A 16,471-nucleotide genomic window follows, 5' to 3' on the forward strand; every position below is an offset into this window, starting at 1 on the left:
TGTGGAGGGGTTCCCGAGCGGCCAAAGGGATCAGACTGTAAATCTGACGGCTCTGCCTTCGAAGGTTCGAATCCTTCTCCCTCCACCATCATTCAAGAAAACCCGGCCTCGCGCCGGGTTTTCGCTTTCTGCTATCCCCCTCACACTTTTTCGGTCTTGTCAGATCTGACAGTTGCAATTGCATCCCATCTTGCTCATCGTGGCATCATCGACATCAGAGTGTTCACATCATGTTTGAAGTCTGGGACGAGCATGGTCACGCCACCGGTCTGACATTGCAGGCGCTCAAAGTCAGAATCAGCAACGACTATCAGGGTGATCTGATGGTGCGCTACAGCAACAAGCTGGGACTCCCCACGACCCTCTTTCTGACCATTCATCAGGGCGTTGCCTATCAACGCTTCAAAGCGGGCTCGCCAAAACTGGATTGGGAATGGCTGGCCACCGCAGGCAATGGCCACAGCCCCCGCAATTTTATGAGCGAACAGTTCCCCTTACTCCAGCTCTCCCTCGATAACTGAATGCCCCTCTCTTTCGCTCAATAACGTCAGTTCACCGATGATTTGCTGTAATTGGACACGAAAGCGTGTCAGCTCATCTGTACAAGCTGGCGATCCAAATTGACGGATTTTTTCTTCCAATCGCCATGCCTGTTCCGCCAATTCCGGCGCCATCATCATGCTGATGGTTCCCGCCTGACGATGCACCCAATTGGCCAATGCATTGTCATCAAGTGGCGCCTGCGCCATCGACTGTTCAAGCTCCTGGCGAAAAAGCGGAAACATCTGCCGCAACTTTTCACCATGACCAAAAAATGCCTCCATAGCTGCAATATCAATCAAGGTTGGCGCGGGTAAGATCTGCCACTTCTGCAACATCTGGCGCAGAGTATCCAGCAGCACCGGTTTGCCCAACAGATCGTCCATGCCCGCGGCAGAACAGCGTTCAGACTGCTCTGGCAACACATTGGCCGTCATGGCGATGATCAGTAGCCGCTCACCTTTCTCTGCAGCCCGTATCCTGCGGGTGAACTCATAACCATCCATCACCGGCATCTGACAGTCACAGAGCACCAGCTCATAGGGATGCTGCGCGACCATCTCGAGAGCCTGCTGGCCATGCTCTGCCACATCGCAGTTCATCCCAAGTTGCCTGAGCTGGCGTATTACCAGCGACTGGTTGAGGGGATTATCCTCCACCAACAATACCCGACAGGGCTGCATGGGAGCGCTCTTTCGCATCGCTTTCGTTGCCGTCCCATCGCTCAAGCCAAGCTGGCGATAGCAAACTTCCCGCACGGCATGCCAGGTCATTGGATTGCTGTTGAGGATGTAACCCTCCTCATCACAACGATAACCGAGAGGGGTTGCCAGCGGCAGCACCCGGATGAGCCCGTTGCCCGCCAACTCATGGTCTGTGAAACGCAAATGAGCATCACCAGACTCCAACGTTCGTGTTACCCCCAAGGCATCAAGATGCAACAGCAGGGTGTGGCACAGCTTCTCGTCATGGAGATCGATATGGGCTTGCACGCCATTGAGACGGAGATCCGGCTCTCGCTGTGCCAGCACTGGCAACGTGACCGTCAGGCTGATGAAAGTGCCCAGCCCAGGGGCACTCTCCAGCCGGATCTCGCCACCCATCAAGGTGGCCAGGGTCTGGCAAATACTCAGGCCCAAGCCGGTACCACCATAACTGCGGGTGGTGGAGCTCTCTGCCTGTTCAAAGGCATTGAAGATCCGGCCAAGCGCCTCTGGGCTCATACCGATGCCGCTGTCGCGCACACCGAAGCACAATTGCTGTTGCCCCTCCCCCTGCGACAGCAGTTGCACCGAGATCTCGATAAAGCCCCGCTCGGTAAATTTGATGGCATTGCTGACAAAGTTGAAGAGGATCTGGCGCAGACGCAGCGCATCACCACTAACCCGAGCCGCCACACCGGCATCCGCCCAGAGATAGACGCGCAATCCCTTGCGATGTACTTCGCTCACCGTCATGGTCAGCACGCTGTCGATCAATTCACGGATGAGAAAAGGGGCCTCTTCGAGCTGCATCTTGCCCGCCTCCAGCTTGGCGAAGTCGAGCACGTTGTCGATCAGCGCATGCAATCCCTGGGCACCGCGGTTGATAACCTCCACCATCTGGCGCTGATCCTGGGTCAGCTCGGTAAAAGTGAGCTGTTCCGCCATACCGATAATGCCATTCATAGGCGTGCGAATTTCGTGGCTCATGGTGGCCAGAAACTCCCCTTTCTGGGTGGCGGCAGACTCCGCCTTGGCCTTGGCTCTAGCCAATGCAGCCTCAACCTGATGGCGACGGACTATCTCCTGACGCAGCCGCCAGTACGCCACCGACAGCACCAGAATAAAGAGCGTAATCGCCACCCCGGCGGGCAGCAGGGTACGCACCAGTTTCGCTCTGGGGATCCCTTCGCTGTAATTGAGCGCCAACCAGCTGTTGCGTATCTGGCGCTTCTCCTTGTCGCTCATGCTGGCAAGCACCCGATTGACCAAGGGCAGCAAGGGGCTGTAAGGCTCACGTACCGCAACGGCCAACTCATCTTTGAAGGGGGTGGGCGCGGCAATATGAAGTCGGTCATCAAACTGCTCGGTGACAAGACGGGAAACCACCACCAGATTGCCGATATAGGCATCTCCCTCACCTGCTGCAACACGAGCGAGCCCCTCGTTGGCACTCTTGGTCGTGATCAGTTTCAGGTCAGGCACCAGTGTCCTTAGCTGGGGGATCAGCATACTGTCGGTCAACAACAACTTTTTACCGGCCAGATCAGAGAGATCCCCGATCGGAATACTACCGCGCGCCGTCACCAGCACCATCGGGAATGATGCAAAGGGCTCGCTGGCATGCCAACCCACCAACCGCTCAATGATGCGGGTGGGTAATACCGCCAGATCCACATCGTGATGCAGCAGCAACTGCTGCAGATCGGGCCAGCTCTGCACTGGCACACGGCTGTATGCCAGCCCCAACTTCTCTTGCAGCACGTCCAGATAATCCGCCATCAAGCCGACCGGATTGCCACCCTCATCGTGATAAGAGAAGGGCACCCAGCCGGGGATCAATCCCAACTTTAACGGCGGCAGCATCGAGAGCCATGCTCGCTCATCAGGACGCAGCAAGAAATTGCTGTGCCCCATAAAGTTGGGCTCCAGGCTCTCCCCAAGCCAGCGTCTCTCCAGTTCACTGCGCGCCTCGACCGTCAGCGCCTGAATTGCCGTATCAAGCCGGATAGCAAGGGAGTGTTTCTGGCTGGCGACGCCAAGATGCAGGGTTTCCATCAACAAGGGAGACTGGGCAACCACCGCCAACGCCGGGTGACGCTCGATAAACAGATTGGCCACGTGTAGGTTGCCGATATAGGCATCTGCCCGCCCTTGTTCAACCGCCTGCAGTGCGCTGCTCGTATCGACAAAGAGCCGGGGTGTGACATTCGGATAATGCAGCTTGACCAGCTTCTCGGTCAGAAAGCCTTTTTCGATGGCAATGCTGGCGGACTGCAAGCGGCTCACATCCCGAAACAGGGCGCTGTCCTGGCGCACCACCACCACGGTCGGCGAGGTGTAGTAAGGCAGGCTATAGGTGACACACTGGCGCACCTCAGAGTTAAAGGCATCGAGCAGGATATCCAGCTTGCCATGGCAGGCGTCGGCATACATGGCTTCCCAGTCGGGGTAGACCTGCCAGGCGATCCGGTAGTCCAGCTTTTTGGCTAATTGTTCCATCAATTCAATGCTAAAGCCGGCGGCGACCTTACCGTCCCACTGCTGAAAAGGGCCCCATCCTCCGGCCAATATGCCCACTTCAATCGTTGGGAGAGAGGGACCAGATTTCGCCAATACGGCAGGCGTCAAGAACAAAACAGAGACAATAATTATGAATCGTTTGATTAATGACATAAGCGAACAGTATATAGACATAACGATTCACATATATTTATCAAAAGAGATATGCACCTGAAAAAATGGGGTGCGCACGGTAGTATAGAAATGTTAGCTTTAATAGCCTGAATATTATTCATCGTTTTATAAGAGGCTCATCCATGTCCTTCAAGATTATTCTTGCCGATGACCATCCCTTGATTCTGACCGGGATCCGCAGCCTGATTGACCGGATAACCCCCCATTGTGAAGTGATCGCCGAGGCATCTCAGGTATCTGACTTGCTGAATTTACTGCAGCAACATCATTGTGAGCTGTTGATCACTGATTTCAGCATGCCGGGAGATACCCGTAGCGATGGGCTGGTCATGATCCAGCAGTTGCGCCGGGATTATCCCAATCTTCCCATTATCGTGCTGACCCAAATCCAGAACAGTGCCATCTTGCAATCCCTTATTCAGGCTGGGGTAAAAGGACTGATACTAAAGAAATCGGTTATTAATGAATTGGCTGATGCTATTCGCCAGATATTACTCGGCCATCACTATATTGGCCCGACAGTACAAATGCTGCTAGCCAATGCTGGCATCACGGATCCAGACAGTATCAACCCGCTCACTCCCAAAGAGAGTGAAGTAGTGCGCCTGCTGGCCAGCGGCATGTCAGTCACCCAAGTAGCGAAATACCTTCATCGCAGTGTCAAGACCATCAGCACCCAGAAGAAAAATGCCATGGCAAGGTTGGGAATTACCAGTGACAGTGCCCTTTTTGAATATGCAAAAATCCATGGCCTATATTAAAAAGCTGTTGATTTATTTTGCAATGTATTATCTTAGAGAAATCATGGTGCATTGGTAATGGTCAGATTGCCGCTTCAATTATGATCGTGATATCTCCTTTGTAACGCCCACCAGGATGCTTCATCATTTCTGAAATCTGTGCATTTTTTATTTCAAATTTGAATGGCCGATCATCACCCGATAGAATGGAGTGACCATAATAATTTTCATCTTTATGTGGATATATTAAATATTGAATATTACGCATGCCGGTAGCATAGACATCAACAGGGACAGAGTGGTTTGCTCGTTCATTTTTAATCAAACAGCGATCTCCACTACTATTTATATATTGGCATTTCAGTCGTACATTATAGGGTGCAGAGGCCCATATTCTGGTCGCCAAGGTCGCAGTTAATGATGCTGGCGTACTACGATCATTGCGATGAATCCAATTGGTCCAGCCGCCAGGTGGCTGTAAATCCAGCTGCCGCTCTTTTAATGGGAACAATACTTTCAGCTGATGTCTGACTGTCAGCGTTAAATTAATGACAAGTTGATTATCAGAATACTCTCCATTACCAAAACTTATATCACCATTATTACCCATCGACAGTGTCAATGAGCCGCGATAAGTGCCGTTAGGCATCTCAAGAGGTGATGGGGGCTTTATTTTAAAACCAAACATAACCATATTGATGGTATATTTATCATTTACAGGTTTAACTGATTTTGTTGTATAACAAGACTTACCCGCAATGTTACCCCATAGAAAAACCCATCTGGACAAATATGTGCCCCCTGCTATAGTCTTATTAACATATCTACAACCACCCGCTGGGTTTGTAATTTCTTTTTGGTAAAGATCCCAGCCTTCAGTGGGTTCAACTAAAGACTCTAAATCGACACCTAATTGCTCAGGGATAACATCAACTGTAAATTCCTTACTTTTTTCAGATTTGATAATCATCGTTTTTTTTCCTGATGCCGAGAGGAAAGCAAATGAATCCCTTTGATCCTTATAATCCTTGACGACGACTCTTTTTATGGTCGTTTTAAACGAAAACAATAAGCTATCAAGCGACACTATATTTCCATAACACTCGTCAATAGACACACCAGGCAGCTGATTTTTACATACCGTGGTGCTTTTAAATGTACCACGAGCATCTTCATAAACGGCTGGTTTATATTCGGCGGTCACATCCACTGTTGCTGCATTTGCTGAAAGGCAAAATATAAAAATTGCAACATATAGGCACCTCAAAAAAAATTTGAGCAACATTGAATATCCTTAAATTACTTTCTAGCCAGTAGCTGTTCATGACAAACGAGATCACCAAGAAACCATGTATCTTGTCCCCACTTATTATCATCTTGGTTCAAGAGCATCTGGCATTGTAATCGGCCATCACGCTCAACCTGTAAACTTGGGTTCTTTTTACTCATATCCATGACAAAAAAGCCATCATTCTCACTCATGGTGCGACCAATATGGTTGCGCACCACAGCCCCTCTTAATGGTTGACCTTCTTTATTCAGCAGACGACCAATTACGGTGACGGTATTCATGGCATTGACCTGGGCATACCCCACCCCACCGCGATTAAGGTGGTAGGGAAGCACGGCGGGTTTGATGGTGAGCGGCGCCCCATCCTGATCGGCCATCTCCAGCTGCAAGGCGCCACTTTGCAGAGCGGGTACCGAGACCAGATGGCGACCGGGCCCCAGGGTCTGCACGCCGCCCTGATCGTCGCTGACCCAAATACGCGCCGCCTCGTCATCGGCGTCGATATCCAGGATCATCGCCGCCTCGTTGCCCATGGCGCCCATTTCGCGGGAGCCGAGCGCCATCTCCCCCTCCCGCCCCAGTGCCACCACGCTCTCCAAGTTGATGCCGCCGGTCACCTCACCGTTATAGGAGGAGTGCTGGGCAAACAGATCCCCTCCAAGCCAGGGCGCCCCGAAGCGGCCATAGCCGGACAGACCGCTGCCATAGCCGTCAACATTGCTGCCCAGACTGATCTGGCGCAGCGGCCCCCAATCCACCTGCTGCTGGTAGTTGAGATAGGCGCTGCGCTGGGCACCGCCCGAGCGGGAGGTATTGCTGCCCAGCCCTAGCGACAACTGGCGATCGTCCCCTCCCAGGTTGACGGTGAGACTGAGCGTACTGCCGCGATCCCGCTGCTGCGCCGTGCTCTCGCTGCCGGGGCGATCGAACAGGGTCACCCCCCAGGTCACCCAGCGCCCCCACAACCTGTCGCTGTAGTGCCATCCCAGATCGGCGCCATTGCCGCGGCCAGACTGATGAGAGACATAGAGACCGAGCGTTCCCCACCGATCCAGCGACTGCTGCAGCGACAGGCTGGAGCTACGACTTGCCTCCCCCTGCTTGCGCTGGTTGCGCGAATGGCTCGCCACCAGACTGCTGTTACCCTGCCAGTAGATCCCTTGCAGATCATATCCCCAGCCCGAGCCTGCGCTCTGGTTCAAGGAGGCAAAGCCCTGAAGCTGGCTGGTGGCCTGCCAGTCGAACGACAAGGCGTGCTGGGCCCGCCTGTCCACATACTGGCTCCCCGCTCCCACCACCAGCGAGGGGAGCAGCAGGTGGTTCACCGCAATACCGCCGCTGGCCCCTTCCAGGTCGCTGTCTCCCTGGCGCACCAGCCAGCGGGTCTGGCGCCCGGCAAACAGGTTGAAGCGCCACGGCTCTTCCGGCGTCTGCCAGTTGGCGGGTTTGTAGATCATCTCGCGCCAGCGGCGGCTCTCCTGACCATCTTCCAGCAATCGCAGCTCCACCTCGTAGATGCCACCTGGCAGGGATCGGGTATCGAGGGCCTGCAGACCCGCGACGACTTGCTGGGACTGGATCAGGCGCCCGTCCCGGTAAATCTCCACCAGGCCGGGCCGGGCCGGTGCCACCTGGATCGGCGCCAGACTGGGGATCCCGCGCTCCCGGCGCAGCAGATCCGAACTGCCCCACATTACCCCGAGCACGGTGGGCGTCGCACCGCTGTAGTAGTTCGGCTGGCGCACCAATCCCTGCGCCGTGGGAAAGAAGAAGCCCAGACGGTAAAACTGGGCCTCATGAAGCCGCTCGTCATAGATCTGGGCCATGCCCAGCTCGGTTGACTCCCCTTCCTGCCAGGTGGCATCCCCCTCCATAAAGGGGGTCCACTGCCCCCAGCTACCCTCCAGCTGCAGGTTGTAGTGGCCGCTGCGCTGGCTGCCCTGCACCAGGTTCAGCTGGTTCTGGATCAGCAACCCCTTGCTCTCTTGAGGCAGCGCCATAAAGCGCTGATCCCGCGCCCCCAGCTCCACCTGACCGGTCAGTACCGAGAGCTGGGACTCCTCCAGGCTGTATTGCAACCCCACTATGCCTTCGGGACAGGCACGGCCGCACTCGCCGAGTGGCAGATGGCTTCCCAACTTGCTCAACCAGCGTTCACGCGTACCCTCGTCAAACTCGCTCTCCTGTACATCCACCAGTGAAAGCAGCTGTACCGAGTTATCCCGCCCGAGCAGCACTTCCCCATCCCCCAGCAGGCGACCGTCGACAGTGACTCGCACCATCAGCGGGACGCCAAAAAAGTGCTCTTCAAACCCTTCCGGCAACTGCTGCGCCTGTTGCAACAGCAGTGCAGGTTTAGCCACCACCAGCGGAGCAGAGAGCAACAGCCCGAGCAAAAGAAGAAGAGAACGAACCATGAAGTACAACCTGAAAGCCTGAAATCTCAATTAAAGGGGGGCCTGATGGCCCCCACATCCCCAAGTCAGCCACCTTGAGCAGGCGGCGCCTCGGATTCAAACATCATGCTGACAATTCCCTGATAGTTGCCGGGCTTGTAGCCACCGCTTGGAGCCACGGCCGGAATGATCTCCAGTCCGACTTGTTTGCCGGTATTGGCATCGGCCTGAGTCAACAGCTCGGCGGATGTGGTGGTCAGTGCGACGCCTCCGACCTTGACCGTCAAACCGATGCTATCCTTGCCGCTAGCCATGGTGGCGGGATAGACCAGATAGCCCTTGATGGGGCCAAGAGTGCTCTTCATCTCCAGCTGCTTGGCCAAGGGATCCAACTTCTGGTTAAAAGGGTTGAAGGTCAGTTTCTGCGGGGTATTCATCCAGTCCCCGACCGGCTGCACATAAAACTTGTCCGTCGGGATCTGCGCCGTCACCGTTACCGTATGCTCGACCTTCTCGGCTGCCATCAGGGTACTGCTTGCCAACAACAGTGCGGGGGTGAACCATAACCTCTTCATAACCACTCCTTATTCTTTGATGATATTCATATGACATATCGATGTTCAGGCCTTGAACTCCTTGAATACCGATTGCTTTCCTTCTATCAGTTCAAAACGAACCGTACTGGTGGCATCTTGGCTGACCCGTTTTTTAACGCCGGGCAACAGATGCAGCTTCTCCGGTTGGCTGCATGACGTTTTGTCACACAACTCCAGATAATCGAGAATCACGGTGGTATTGCCCCGATTCTCCACATAGAGGGCACCGTTATCGCGGCCAATCCGGGTGTCATAATGGGTCTCTTTGGGTGCTACAAACAAAATGGTGCCATAACCGGTCATGATGCTGACACCGGCGCTAATTTGCTGCTGTGGTGGCAATTCGGTTATTTCATCATCCTGTGGTTTGACCGGTACAAAACGCACCCGAAAATAACGTTCGCGCTCCCTCTCACCCATATAAATAAAACGGGTAGCCTGGATTCCACCTGCAGGAATAATCAACCGAGATGGACTTGTCACCAGCTGGCGAACGCCCTCCTCCGGTAACTCCCGCTCCTTCGGCACGCCATCGGCACCATATATAATTTCGGCCAGCGTTATTTTGACAAAGGCCGTCTCATTACCAAGATTTCTAACCCGCTTGAGCAGCGTAGTTTTTTCTGCTGACATATAGTCATATAAGGTGCCAACGCTAATATCTGGAGATGCCAAGACATTGCTGCTGAATATAAGCAGCAACACAGCAAAAATCTTATTCATGAAATAATAATCACACTATGAAAATGATAGAGAGTAGTGCCTTCATTGCAGGCTCCGAAAGATATATGAGTTCAATATATGTGAGTTCCATATATGCAAATCGCCCAATGATCATATTTGGCTCGGCGATTCGTCATTGAGGCCAGTCTAGATAATCCACACAGCGGACTTAATCGGAATAATCTGATACTGCCAAAGTATTTTTTCTGCAAACAATCAGACAATTCCTACAGCCAGCTTTCAACATCCTCCCCTATTATCTGAAATCATCTCAGTCAGCAGGGAAGTGACATGTTTGCGTTTAAAGAAGAGTTTCCGGTCGGTGACGTGGCATCCCTGACGACAGCGGACACTGCCGTGCCCTTTTATCAGCCAATCGTTAACCGGGATCGCCAGATCATCGGCTTTGAGGCGCTGGCCAGACGCTGGGAACCCCGCCAGCAGCGCTATCAGGGAATAGACTTTCCCTCTCTCAGCGATGACGAGTCCCTGCATGTGGATATCGTTATGCTCAGAGCCATTCTACGCGACCTGCCAGCACTGGCATGCCATGCTCCTTGTACCCTCTCGATAAACCTCAACCCCGCTTTTGAGAGCACTACATATAAGAACCTGCTGTTACTCACTCTCTTGCAGGCCCGCAAGCTGGATATCGCAATCTGGTTCGAGGTGGTGGAGTACGCCCCGCTAGAGCGCAAGGAGTTGGCCCTGATCGAGGTACTGCGCAGCCACGGTGCCCATATCGCCTGCGATGACTTTGGCACCCAGGAGTGCAATTTTCAGCGAGTGATGGCGCTCCCCTACGAGGTCATCAAGCTGGATCGCTCCCTGCTGCTGCAAGCGACCAGGAGTAGCCATGCCTTGCGCATGCTGACCGGACTGGTGGAGTACCTGCAGCGACTCGGCATGAAGGTGGTGTGCGAAGGGGTGGAAAACCAGACCCATATCGAGATTGCCGACCAGCTCGGCTGTGACTATCAACAGGGTTACGTCTACGCCATGCCCGCCCCCCTCTCCCGTTGGGCCTGAGCGGCTGTTTCATTTCGGCATTCTGTCGGCTCGCGCTGCCAACAATTTCCTGCCAAATTGCATGATGACGTGGGGGCGAGTACAATCTCGCACCCCGAATATCCGGCGCATCTTCTGTAGATAGGCCCGGATATGCCGTCATCGGGTCGCGCTGCATTGAGCCTCTTCTCTGAGAGCTTTTTGCACCGCAACTCAACCACTACGATGCCATCAGGTGGCATCGTCCTGATTTGCAATCAGATATAAAGAGTCCGCCATGTTTAAACCAGAATTGCTCTCCCCCGCAGGTTCCCTCAAGAACATGCGTTATGCCTATGCCTATGGCGCTGATGCCGTCTATGCCGGTCAGCCCCGCTACAGCCTGCGGGTGCGCAACAACGAATTCGATCATGAAAACCTGCAGCTGGGCATCAACGAAGCCCATGCGCTGGGCAAGCAGTTCTATGTGGTGGCCAACATCCAGCCCCACAACTCCAAGCTCAAGACCTTTATCCGCGACATGCGCCCTGTGGTGGAGATGAAGCCGGATGCGCTGATCATGTCCGACCCAGGTCTTATCATGATGATGCGTGAAGCCTTCCCGGATATGCCCATTCACCTCTCGGTGCAGGCCAACGCGGTCAACTGGGCCACGGTGAAGTTCTGGCATCAAATGGGCCTGACCCGCGCCATCCTCTCCCGCGAGCTGTCGCTGGACGAGATTGAGGAGATCCGCATGCAGGTGCCGGAGATGGAGCTGGAGGTGTTCGTCCATGGCGCGCTGTGCATGGCCTACTCCGGCCGCTGCCTGCTCTCCGGCTATATCAACAAGCGTGACCCCAACCAGGGCACCTGCACCAACTCCTGCCGCTGGGAGTACAAGGTACACGAGGGTAAAGAAGATGACGTGGGCCAGATCGTCCACCGTCAGGAGCCCATCGCAGTGCGTCCGGACAACACGCTAGGCCTTGGCAAGCCGACTGATGCCCTTGTGCTGCTGGAAGAGTCCAACCGCCCGGGCGAGTACATGAGCGCGTTCGAGGACGAACACGGCACCTACATCATGAACTCCAAGGACTTACGCGCCGTCGAGCACGTCGAGCGACTGACCAAGATGGGCGTTCACTCCCTGAAAATCGAAGGGCGCACCAAATCCTTCTACTACTGCGCACGTACCGCTCAGGTTTACCGCAAGGCCATCGACGATGCGGTAGCGGGTCGTCCGTTCGACCGCAGCCTGATGGGTACCCTCGAAAATCTGGCCCACCGCGGCTATACCGAGGGCTTCCTGCGCCGTCACAACCACAGCGAATACCAGAACTACGACTACGGCTACTCCGTCTCCGACACCCAGCAGTTTGTCGGCGAGATCACCGGTCGCAAAGGTGACATGGTCGAGGTCGAGGTGAAGAACAAGTTCCTGGTGGGCAACAACCTGGAGCTGATGACCCCGCAGGGCAACGTCCGTTTCAATCTGGAGCAGATGGAGAACCGCAAGGGCGAGCTTATCGATACCGCACCGGGCAACGGTCACGTGGTCTATGTGCCGGTCCCGAAAGATCTGGATGTGAACTACGGCATTTTGCTGCGCAATCTGGGCGACAGCCAGGATACCCGTAACCCGCATACGGCGGCCTGAAATGGCGCTGCTCATCACCGACAAGTGCATCAACTGTGACATGTGCGATCCCGAGTGCCCCAACCAAGCTATCAGCCTGGGTGAGGAGATCTACGAGATCGACCCCAGTCGCTGCACCGAGTGCGTCGGTCACTATGAGAAGCCGACCTGCATCAGTGTCTGCCCTATCGACTGCATCATCTGGGATCCTGCTCATGTGGAGACCGAAGATCAGCTGATGGAGAAGTTTGTGCGGATGCACAGGCAGTAGCTGATGCACAGACCGTAAAACGAAAAAAAGGCCGAGCAATCGGCCTTTTTTGATCCTGCGTGCAGCGGCTGGCCATCACTTGCCGACCAGCCGGATCAGTTTGTCCAGCTCCCGCTGGGCCTCCAGCATCCGGGTCTGGGACTCCTCCAGCCTGGCCTGCCGCTTGGCAATCTTCTCCGGTTTGCCACTGACTCTCGCCTCCTGCAGTTCAAGCAGACGCTCATCCACCTCGCCACGCAGTTTGTTAACCCGCTCTTTCTGCTCCTTAAGCAGATCTTCATCGGTACAGTTGGCCTTGATATTGCGCGCTGCCTGTTCGAGCCCGGCAATCTGCCCAGCGTTGTTGTGTGCTTTGGCAAACACCAGCTGGTCGTTGACGGCCTGCAGACGGGCCTTGCAACCGACCGCCTCACTGCCAAAGGCCTGACCCGCCAACAGCAGCAAGCCGGCTCCCAATACTTTCCACATCTCGATTCATCCGGTCTTGTTTGCGAGCTGACCATAAAAACCTCGATCGGCAGCAGGGTCAAGCAAGCGGGAAAAAGGTGCGACAGAAGTTGTGCAACATCACGCAATTGCCACCCTGTTGGTTCTACAATGGCGCTCTTTCCAATCGGGAGTCTGTTATGAATCAACAAATTGTGGTCATTGCCAACGGTGCCCCCTATGGCAGCGAATCCCTGTTCAACGCCCTGCGTCTCGCTATCGCCCTCAACGAACAGGGTGGTGCCAGCCTGAAGCTGTTCCTGATGTCAGATGCGGTGAGTGCAGCGCTGGCCGGTCAGGCACCGGCCGAGGGGTACAACCTGCGCCAGATGCTGGAGATCCTGCTGGCACAAGGCGTCACCATTCGCCTGTGCAAGACCTGCACCGATGCCCGTGGCATCACAGCCCTGCCGCTGATCGAGGGCATTGAGGTCGGCACCCTGCCGATGCTGGCCCAATGGACCCTGGCTGCCGACAAGGTGCTGACCTTCTGAACCATAAGGGGCTGGCCAGCGGCGAAGTCAGCCCCGTTAGCCTATCACCGACTCCTGCCGGGCACTTCGCCGACCATGATGTCGGGCGCCAGCTTCATAAAGCGCAAAAATCGCCACACAAAGCAGCGCCATCAGCACATAGAGCAACTGCCCGCTCCACTGCTCGAGGATCCAGCCTCCCAGCAGCGCGCCAGCAGCCCCTCCCAACCCGGCCAGTGCGCTGGCACCAAAGTAGCTCCCCTTGAGGTGGGTGGGAGCCATCTGGTCGATCAGCACGTTGAGCAGGGGGAACAGGATGGTCTCGCCGATGCTGAGCAGCAGCACGGCGCCAAACCAGTGGCTGCGCACCATCGGGTCCCCCAGCGCGAAGAGCAGCTGGGCCGCCAGAAAGAGCGCCATACCGATATGAAGCCGTACCCGCACCGGCCAGCGTGACAACAACCGCAGCAGCGGAAACTGCAGCACCACCACGGTCAGGGCATTGGTCGCCACCAGCAGAGCAACCAGCTCGGCCACCTGCGGCATACCAGCCCGGGTCAGGTACTGCACCAGCGGCGAGTGAAACTGGGAGTAGACAAGCACCATCAGGAGATTGGCCATCACCAGCAGCAGGAAGGCGCGATCCGCCAGCAACACCTTGATGGCATCCCGCAGTCCGGGGCCAGCAGCACCCGGCTTGCCTGTGCTGCCAGCCCGGCGAAATCCCCAGCCAAAGGCCAGCGCCAGCAGCAGATAGCTCACCACCAGAAACAGGAAGGTCTCCTGCTGGGCGTTGATCCCGAGGGTCACCCCCAGTAGCGGCCCCAGCGCGGCCCCCAGGTTGAGCAGAAAATAGCGCAGGTGCAGTGCCAGCTCCCGCGCCTTGGCCGAGGCCAGACTGTCGGCCATTAGCGCCTTGCCGGGGGCATCGATGAGCCCCGACGAGAGGCCGCTGCCCATCACCCCGACCCCGAGCCAGAACACCTCGTGCGAAAAACCGAGCAGGCCGAAGCAGATCATCGCCACCAGACAACCGGCCAGCAGTATGCTCCGCCGCCCGAAGCGATCAGAGAGCCAGCCGCCGTAGAAACTGACCAGGGTAGAGAGGGCCATCGAGCCCCCCAGCAACAGGCCGATGAAGGTGGCCGAAAGGTCATACTCCCGATAGAGCAGAATGGAGAGGAAGGGCCACACCATGTAGTAGCTGGTACGTACCATAAAGGTGCCCAGAATGACGATCCAGACCAGCGGGGTAAATTGCCTGAAGGTGCTCCACGACATCTCTATGCTCCATGCCCCGCAGCTCTTACCACAAGATCCTGTCATAAACGGGGAAAGCATTCAGTTGTAACAGAGGGCCTCAATAGAAACAACCCTCGCTCACCGACAAGGCGCAACCGGATGCAAAAAGGCCAGCCGATGGGCATCCGCTGGCCTTTTTATCACGGAATTTCCCTCGAGCTAGCGCCAGAGGGCCTGGCTTAGCGCCAGGGGCTCTGCTGCCACAGCCGCCCCAGTCCGGCTTCCAGCGCCTGCGCGCCCTGCTGCCCCAGCTTCTGGGTCAGGCTTTTTGGCTTGCGATAGCTGATGCCGATCACCTTGTGGTGGCTGGCCTGCGCCAGCAGGTAATCATCACTGGTGCAGAGGGTATCCACCAACCCCAGCCCCTTGGCCTGACTTGCCAGCCAGTGCTCGCCGGTCGTGACCTGATCGATATCGAGTTGCGGGCGGTGTTCGGCAACAAAGGCCTTGAAGCGCTCGTGGATCGCCGCCAGCTCCTCGCGAAACTTCTCGCGCCCCAGATCGTCGTTCTCGCCGAACATGGTGATGGTGCGCTTGTACTGACCGGCGGTGTGCATCTCGAATTCGATATCGTGCTTTTTCAGCAACTTGTTGAAGTTCGGCATCTGGGCGATCACCCCGATGGAGCCGACGATGGCAAAGGGGGCAGCCAGGATCTTGTCCGCCACGCAGGCCATCATGTAGCCACCACTCGCCGCCACCTTGTCAATCGCCACGGTGAGCTTGATGTCACGATCGCGCAGCCGCTGCAGCTGGGAGGCAGCCAAGCCATAGCCATGCACCACGCCGCCACCGGATTCGAGCCGCAGCAGCACCTCGTCGCCGGGCTGGGCGACGCCAATCACCGCGCTCACCTCCTCGCGCAGGGAGGCCACCTCTTTGGCATCCATGCTGCCGTTGAAATCGAGCACGAACAGGCGACTGCGCTCATCACCGGCCTTGGCGCGCTTCTTCTGCTCCTCTTTTTGCTGCTTTTCCAGCACCTTGCGCTCGGCCTTGCTGGCGAGCGCGCTCTTGAGCGCAAACTGCCCCTGCTCCAGCTCGCTCGAGAGATCGGTCACCACCAGCTCCCCCTTGCGCGCTTTCGGCTGGCGAGTGCTGACAATCATCAGGATGATGGCGCCGATGGCCAGCAGGAAGGTCACGGTCTTGGCCAAAAACAGGCCATATTCGGTCAGAAATGTCACGATGGACTCCAGAATGGATCGGTTTTCGTCACATTCTAGGGAGTTTGATGGAGGCGCGCAAAAAATCGCAGCCAGTGCCAGGAAAAACCAACCCGAGCATCACAACCTCTCTATTTTCTTCACATTTTTCTTGCCGCTGGCTGGTCAAACAGGCGCGCGGATCAGTACACTTGGCGCCGATTGCCATGCACTTATGGCCGGAATTTGTTAACAGGAGTTGTCATGCTCGATTATCAGGCGCCCCGCGATCTGCTCAAGGATAAAGTCATTCTGGTCACAGGTGCTGGCGACGGGATCGGCCGCGAAGCCGCCCTCACCTACGCCGCTCACGGTGCCACCGTGATCCTGCTCGGCCGCACCAGCGCCAAACTCGAAGCCGTGTATGACCAGATTGAAGCGGCCGGTTATCCGCTGCCCGCCATCGTGCCGGTGGATCTGAAAG

Annotated in this window: 15 protein-coding genes and 1 tRNA gene; 8 read left to right on the forward strand and 8 right to left on the reverse strand. The window is 56.0% G+C overall.

The window, feature by feature from the left end; translation table 11 throughout:
• Nucleotides 1–3 precede the first annotated feature (3 nt).
• Both AB5Y92_RS21430 and AB5Y92_RS21435 read left to right on the forward strand, forming a co-directional pair.
• Nucleotides 4–88, forward strand: a tRNA-Tyr gene (locus AB5Y92_RS21430).
• A gap of 142 nt (nt 89–230) precedes the next feature.
• Nucleotides 231–521, forward strand: a complete 291-nt coding sequence (locus AB5Y92_RS21435; protein WP_042082561.1) for a hypothetical protein — start codon at nt 231–233, stop codon at nt 519–521.
• On the opposite strand, the gene AB5Y92_RS21440 is transcribed toward AB5Y92_RS21435, so the two are convergent.
• Nucleotides 495–3,938, reverse strand: coding sequence for a transporter substrate-binding domain-containing protein (locus AB5Y92_RS21440; protein WP_368227721.1), 3,444 nt, complete (start codon nt 3,936–3,938; stop codon nt 495–497). The genes AB5Y92_RS21435 and AB5Y92_RS21440 overlap by 27 nt on opposite strands.
• A gap of 122 nt (nt 3,939–4,060) precedes the next feature.
• Between AB5Y92_RS21440 and AB5Y92_RS21445 the strand changes: the two genes are divergently transcribed.
• On the forward strand, nt 4,061–4,699 hold the full coding sequence (locus AB5Y92_RS21445) for a response regulator (RefSeq protein WP_219264293.1): 639 nt from the start codon (nt 4,061–4,063) through the stop codon (nt 4,697–4,699).
• A gap of 61 nt (nt 4,700–4,760) precedes the next feature.
• Here AB5Y92_RS21445 and AB5Y92_RS21450 read toward each other — a convergent pair whose 3' ends face one another.
• The 4 genes from AB5Y92_RS21450 to AB5Y92_RS21465 form a co-directional block, all read right to left on the reverse strand.
• The gene (locus tag AB5Y92_RS21450; RefSeq protein ID WP_155737290.1) at nt 4,761–5,963 is read right to left on the reverse strand and encodes a hypothetical protein; all 1,203 of its coding nucleotides are present in this window, start codon (nt 5,961–5,963) and stop codon (nt 4,761–4,763) included.
• 14 nt (nt 5,964–5,977) lie between these two features.
• Nucleotides 5,978–8,386: a CS1-pili formation C-terminal domain-containing protein gene (locus tag AB5Y92_RS21455; RefSeq protein WP_368227724.1), complete on the reverse strand. Its 2,409-nt coding sequence runs from the start codon at nt 8,384–8,386 to the stop codon at nt 5,978–5,980.
• A 65-nt stretch (nt 8,387–8,451) separates the two neighbouring features.
• The gene (locus AB5Y92_RS21460; RefSeq protein ID WP_151285607.1) at nt 8,452–8,940 is read right to left on the reverse strand and encodes a CS1 type fimbrial major subunit; all 489 of its coding nucleotides are present in this window, start codon (nt 8,938–8,940) and stop codon (nt 8,452–8,454) included.
• A 45-nt stretch (nt 8,941–8,985) separates the two neighbouring features.
• On the reverse strand, nt 8,986–9,684 hold the full coding sequence (locus AB5Y92_RS21465; protein ID WP_064340876.1) for a hypothetical protein: 699 nt from the start codon (nt 9,682–9,684) through the stop codon (nt 8,986–8,988).
• 291 nt (nt 9,685–9,975) lie between these two features.
• On the opposite strand from AB5Y92_RS21465, the gene AB5Y92_RS21470 reads away from it, so the two are divergent.
• From AB5Y92_RS21470 to AB5Y92_RS21480, 3 genes are all read left to right on the forward strand, one after another.
• Entirely contained in the window at nt 9,976–10,713 is a 738-nt protein-coding gene (locus AB5Y92_RS21470; protein WP_368151978.1) for an EAL domain-containing protein, read from the forward strand.
• A gap of 256 nt (nt 10,714–10,969) precedes the next feature.
• Nucleotides 10,970–12,331 (forward strand): tRNA 5-hydroxyuridine modification protein YegQ, encoded by a 1,362-nt coding sequence (yegQ, locus tag AB5Y92_RS21475; RefSeq protein WP_005334895.1) that lies wholly within the window; start codon nt 10,970–10,972, stop codon nt 12,329–12,331.
• Nucleotide 12,332: 1 nt separating this feature from the next.
• Nucleotides 12,333–12,581 carry a YfhL family 4Fe-4S dicluster ferredoxin gene (locus AB5Y92_RS21480; protein WP_005334896.1) on the forward strand — a complete coding sequence of 83 codons (249 nt, stop codon included), beginning with the start codon at nt 12,333–12,335 and terminating at the stop codon, nt 12,579–12,581.
• A 75-nt stretch (nt 12,582–12,656) separates the two neighbouring features.
• On the opposite strand, the gene AB5Y92_RS21485 is transcribed toward AB5Y92_RS21480, so the two are convergent.
• A complete protein-coding gene (locus AB5Y92_RS21485) occupies nt 12,657–13,049 on the reverse strand; it encodes a DUF1090 domain-containing protein (RefSeq protein ID WP_139746535.1) in 393 nt (130 codons plus the stop codon).
• Nucleotides 13,050–13,207: 158 nt separating this feature from the next.
• Between AB5Y92_RS21485 and AB5Y92_RS21490 the strand changes: the two genes are divergently transcribed.
• On the forward strand, nt 13,208–13,561 hold the full coding sequence (locus AB5Y92_RS21490; protein WP_005334901.1) for a DsrE/DsrF/TusD sulfur relay family protein: 354 nt from the start codon (nt 13,208–13,210) through the stop codon (nt 13,559–13,561).
• A 36-nt stretch (nt 13,562–13,597) separates the two neighbouring features.
• Here AB5Y92_RS21490 and AB5Y92_RS21495 read toward each other — a convergent pair whose 3' ends face one another.
• Nucleotides 13,598–14,821: an MFS transporter gene (locus AB5Y92_RS21495; protein ID WP_368227727.1), complete on the reverse strand. Its 1,224-nt coding sequence runs from the start codon at nt 14,819–14,821 to the stop codon at nt 13,598–13,600.
• A gap of 200 nt (nt 14,822–15,021) precedes the next feature.
• Nucleotides 15,022–16,029: a protease SohB gene (gene sohB / locus AB5Y92_RS21500; RefSeq protein ID WP_069554054.1), complete on the reverse strand. Its 1,008-nt coding sequence runs from the start codon at nt 16,027–16,029 to the stop codon at nt 15,022–15,024.
• A 222-nt stretch (nt 16,030–16,251) separates the two neighbouring features.
• Here sohB and AB5Y92_RS21505 point away from each other — a divergent pair.
• On the forward strand, nt 16,252–16,471 hold a 220-nt coding region (locus AB5Y92_RS21505; protein WP_368227730.1), incomplete at its 3' end, for an SDR family NAD(P)-dependent oxidoreductase.

The organism is Aeromonas sp. R1-1 (assembly GCF_040908495.1).
GTDB classification, from domain to species: Bacteria; Pseudomonadota; Gammaproteobacteria; order Enterobacterales; family Aeromonadaceae; genus Aeromonas; species Aeromonas veronii.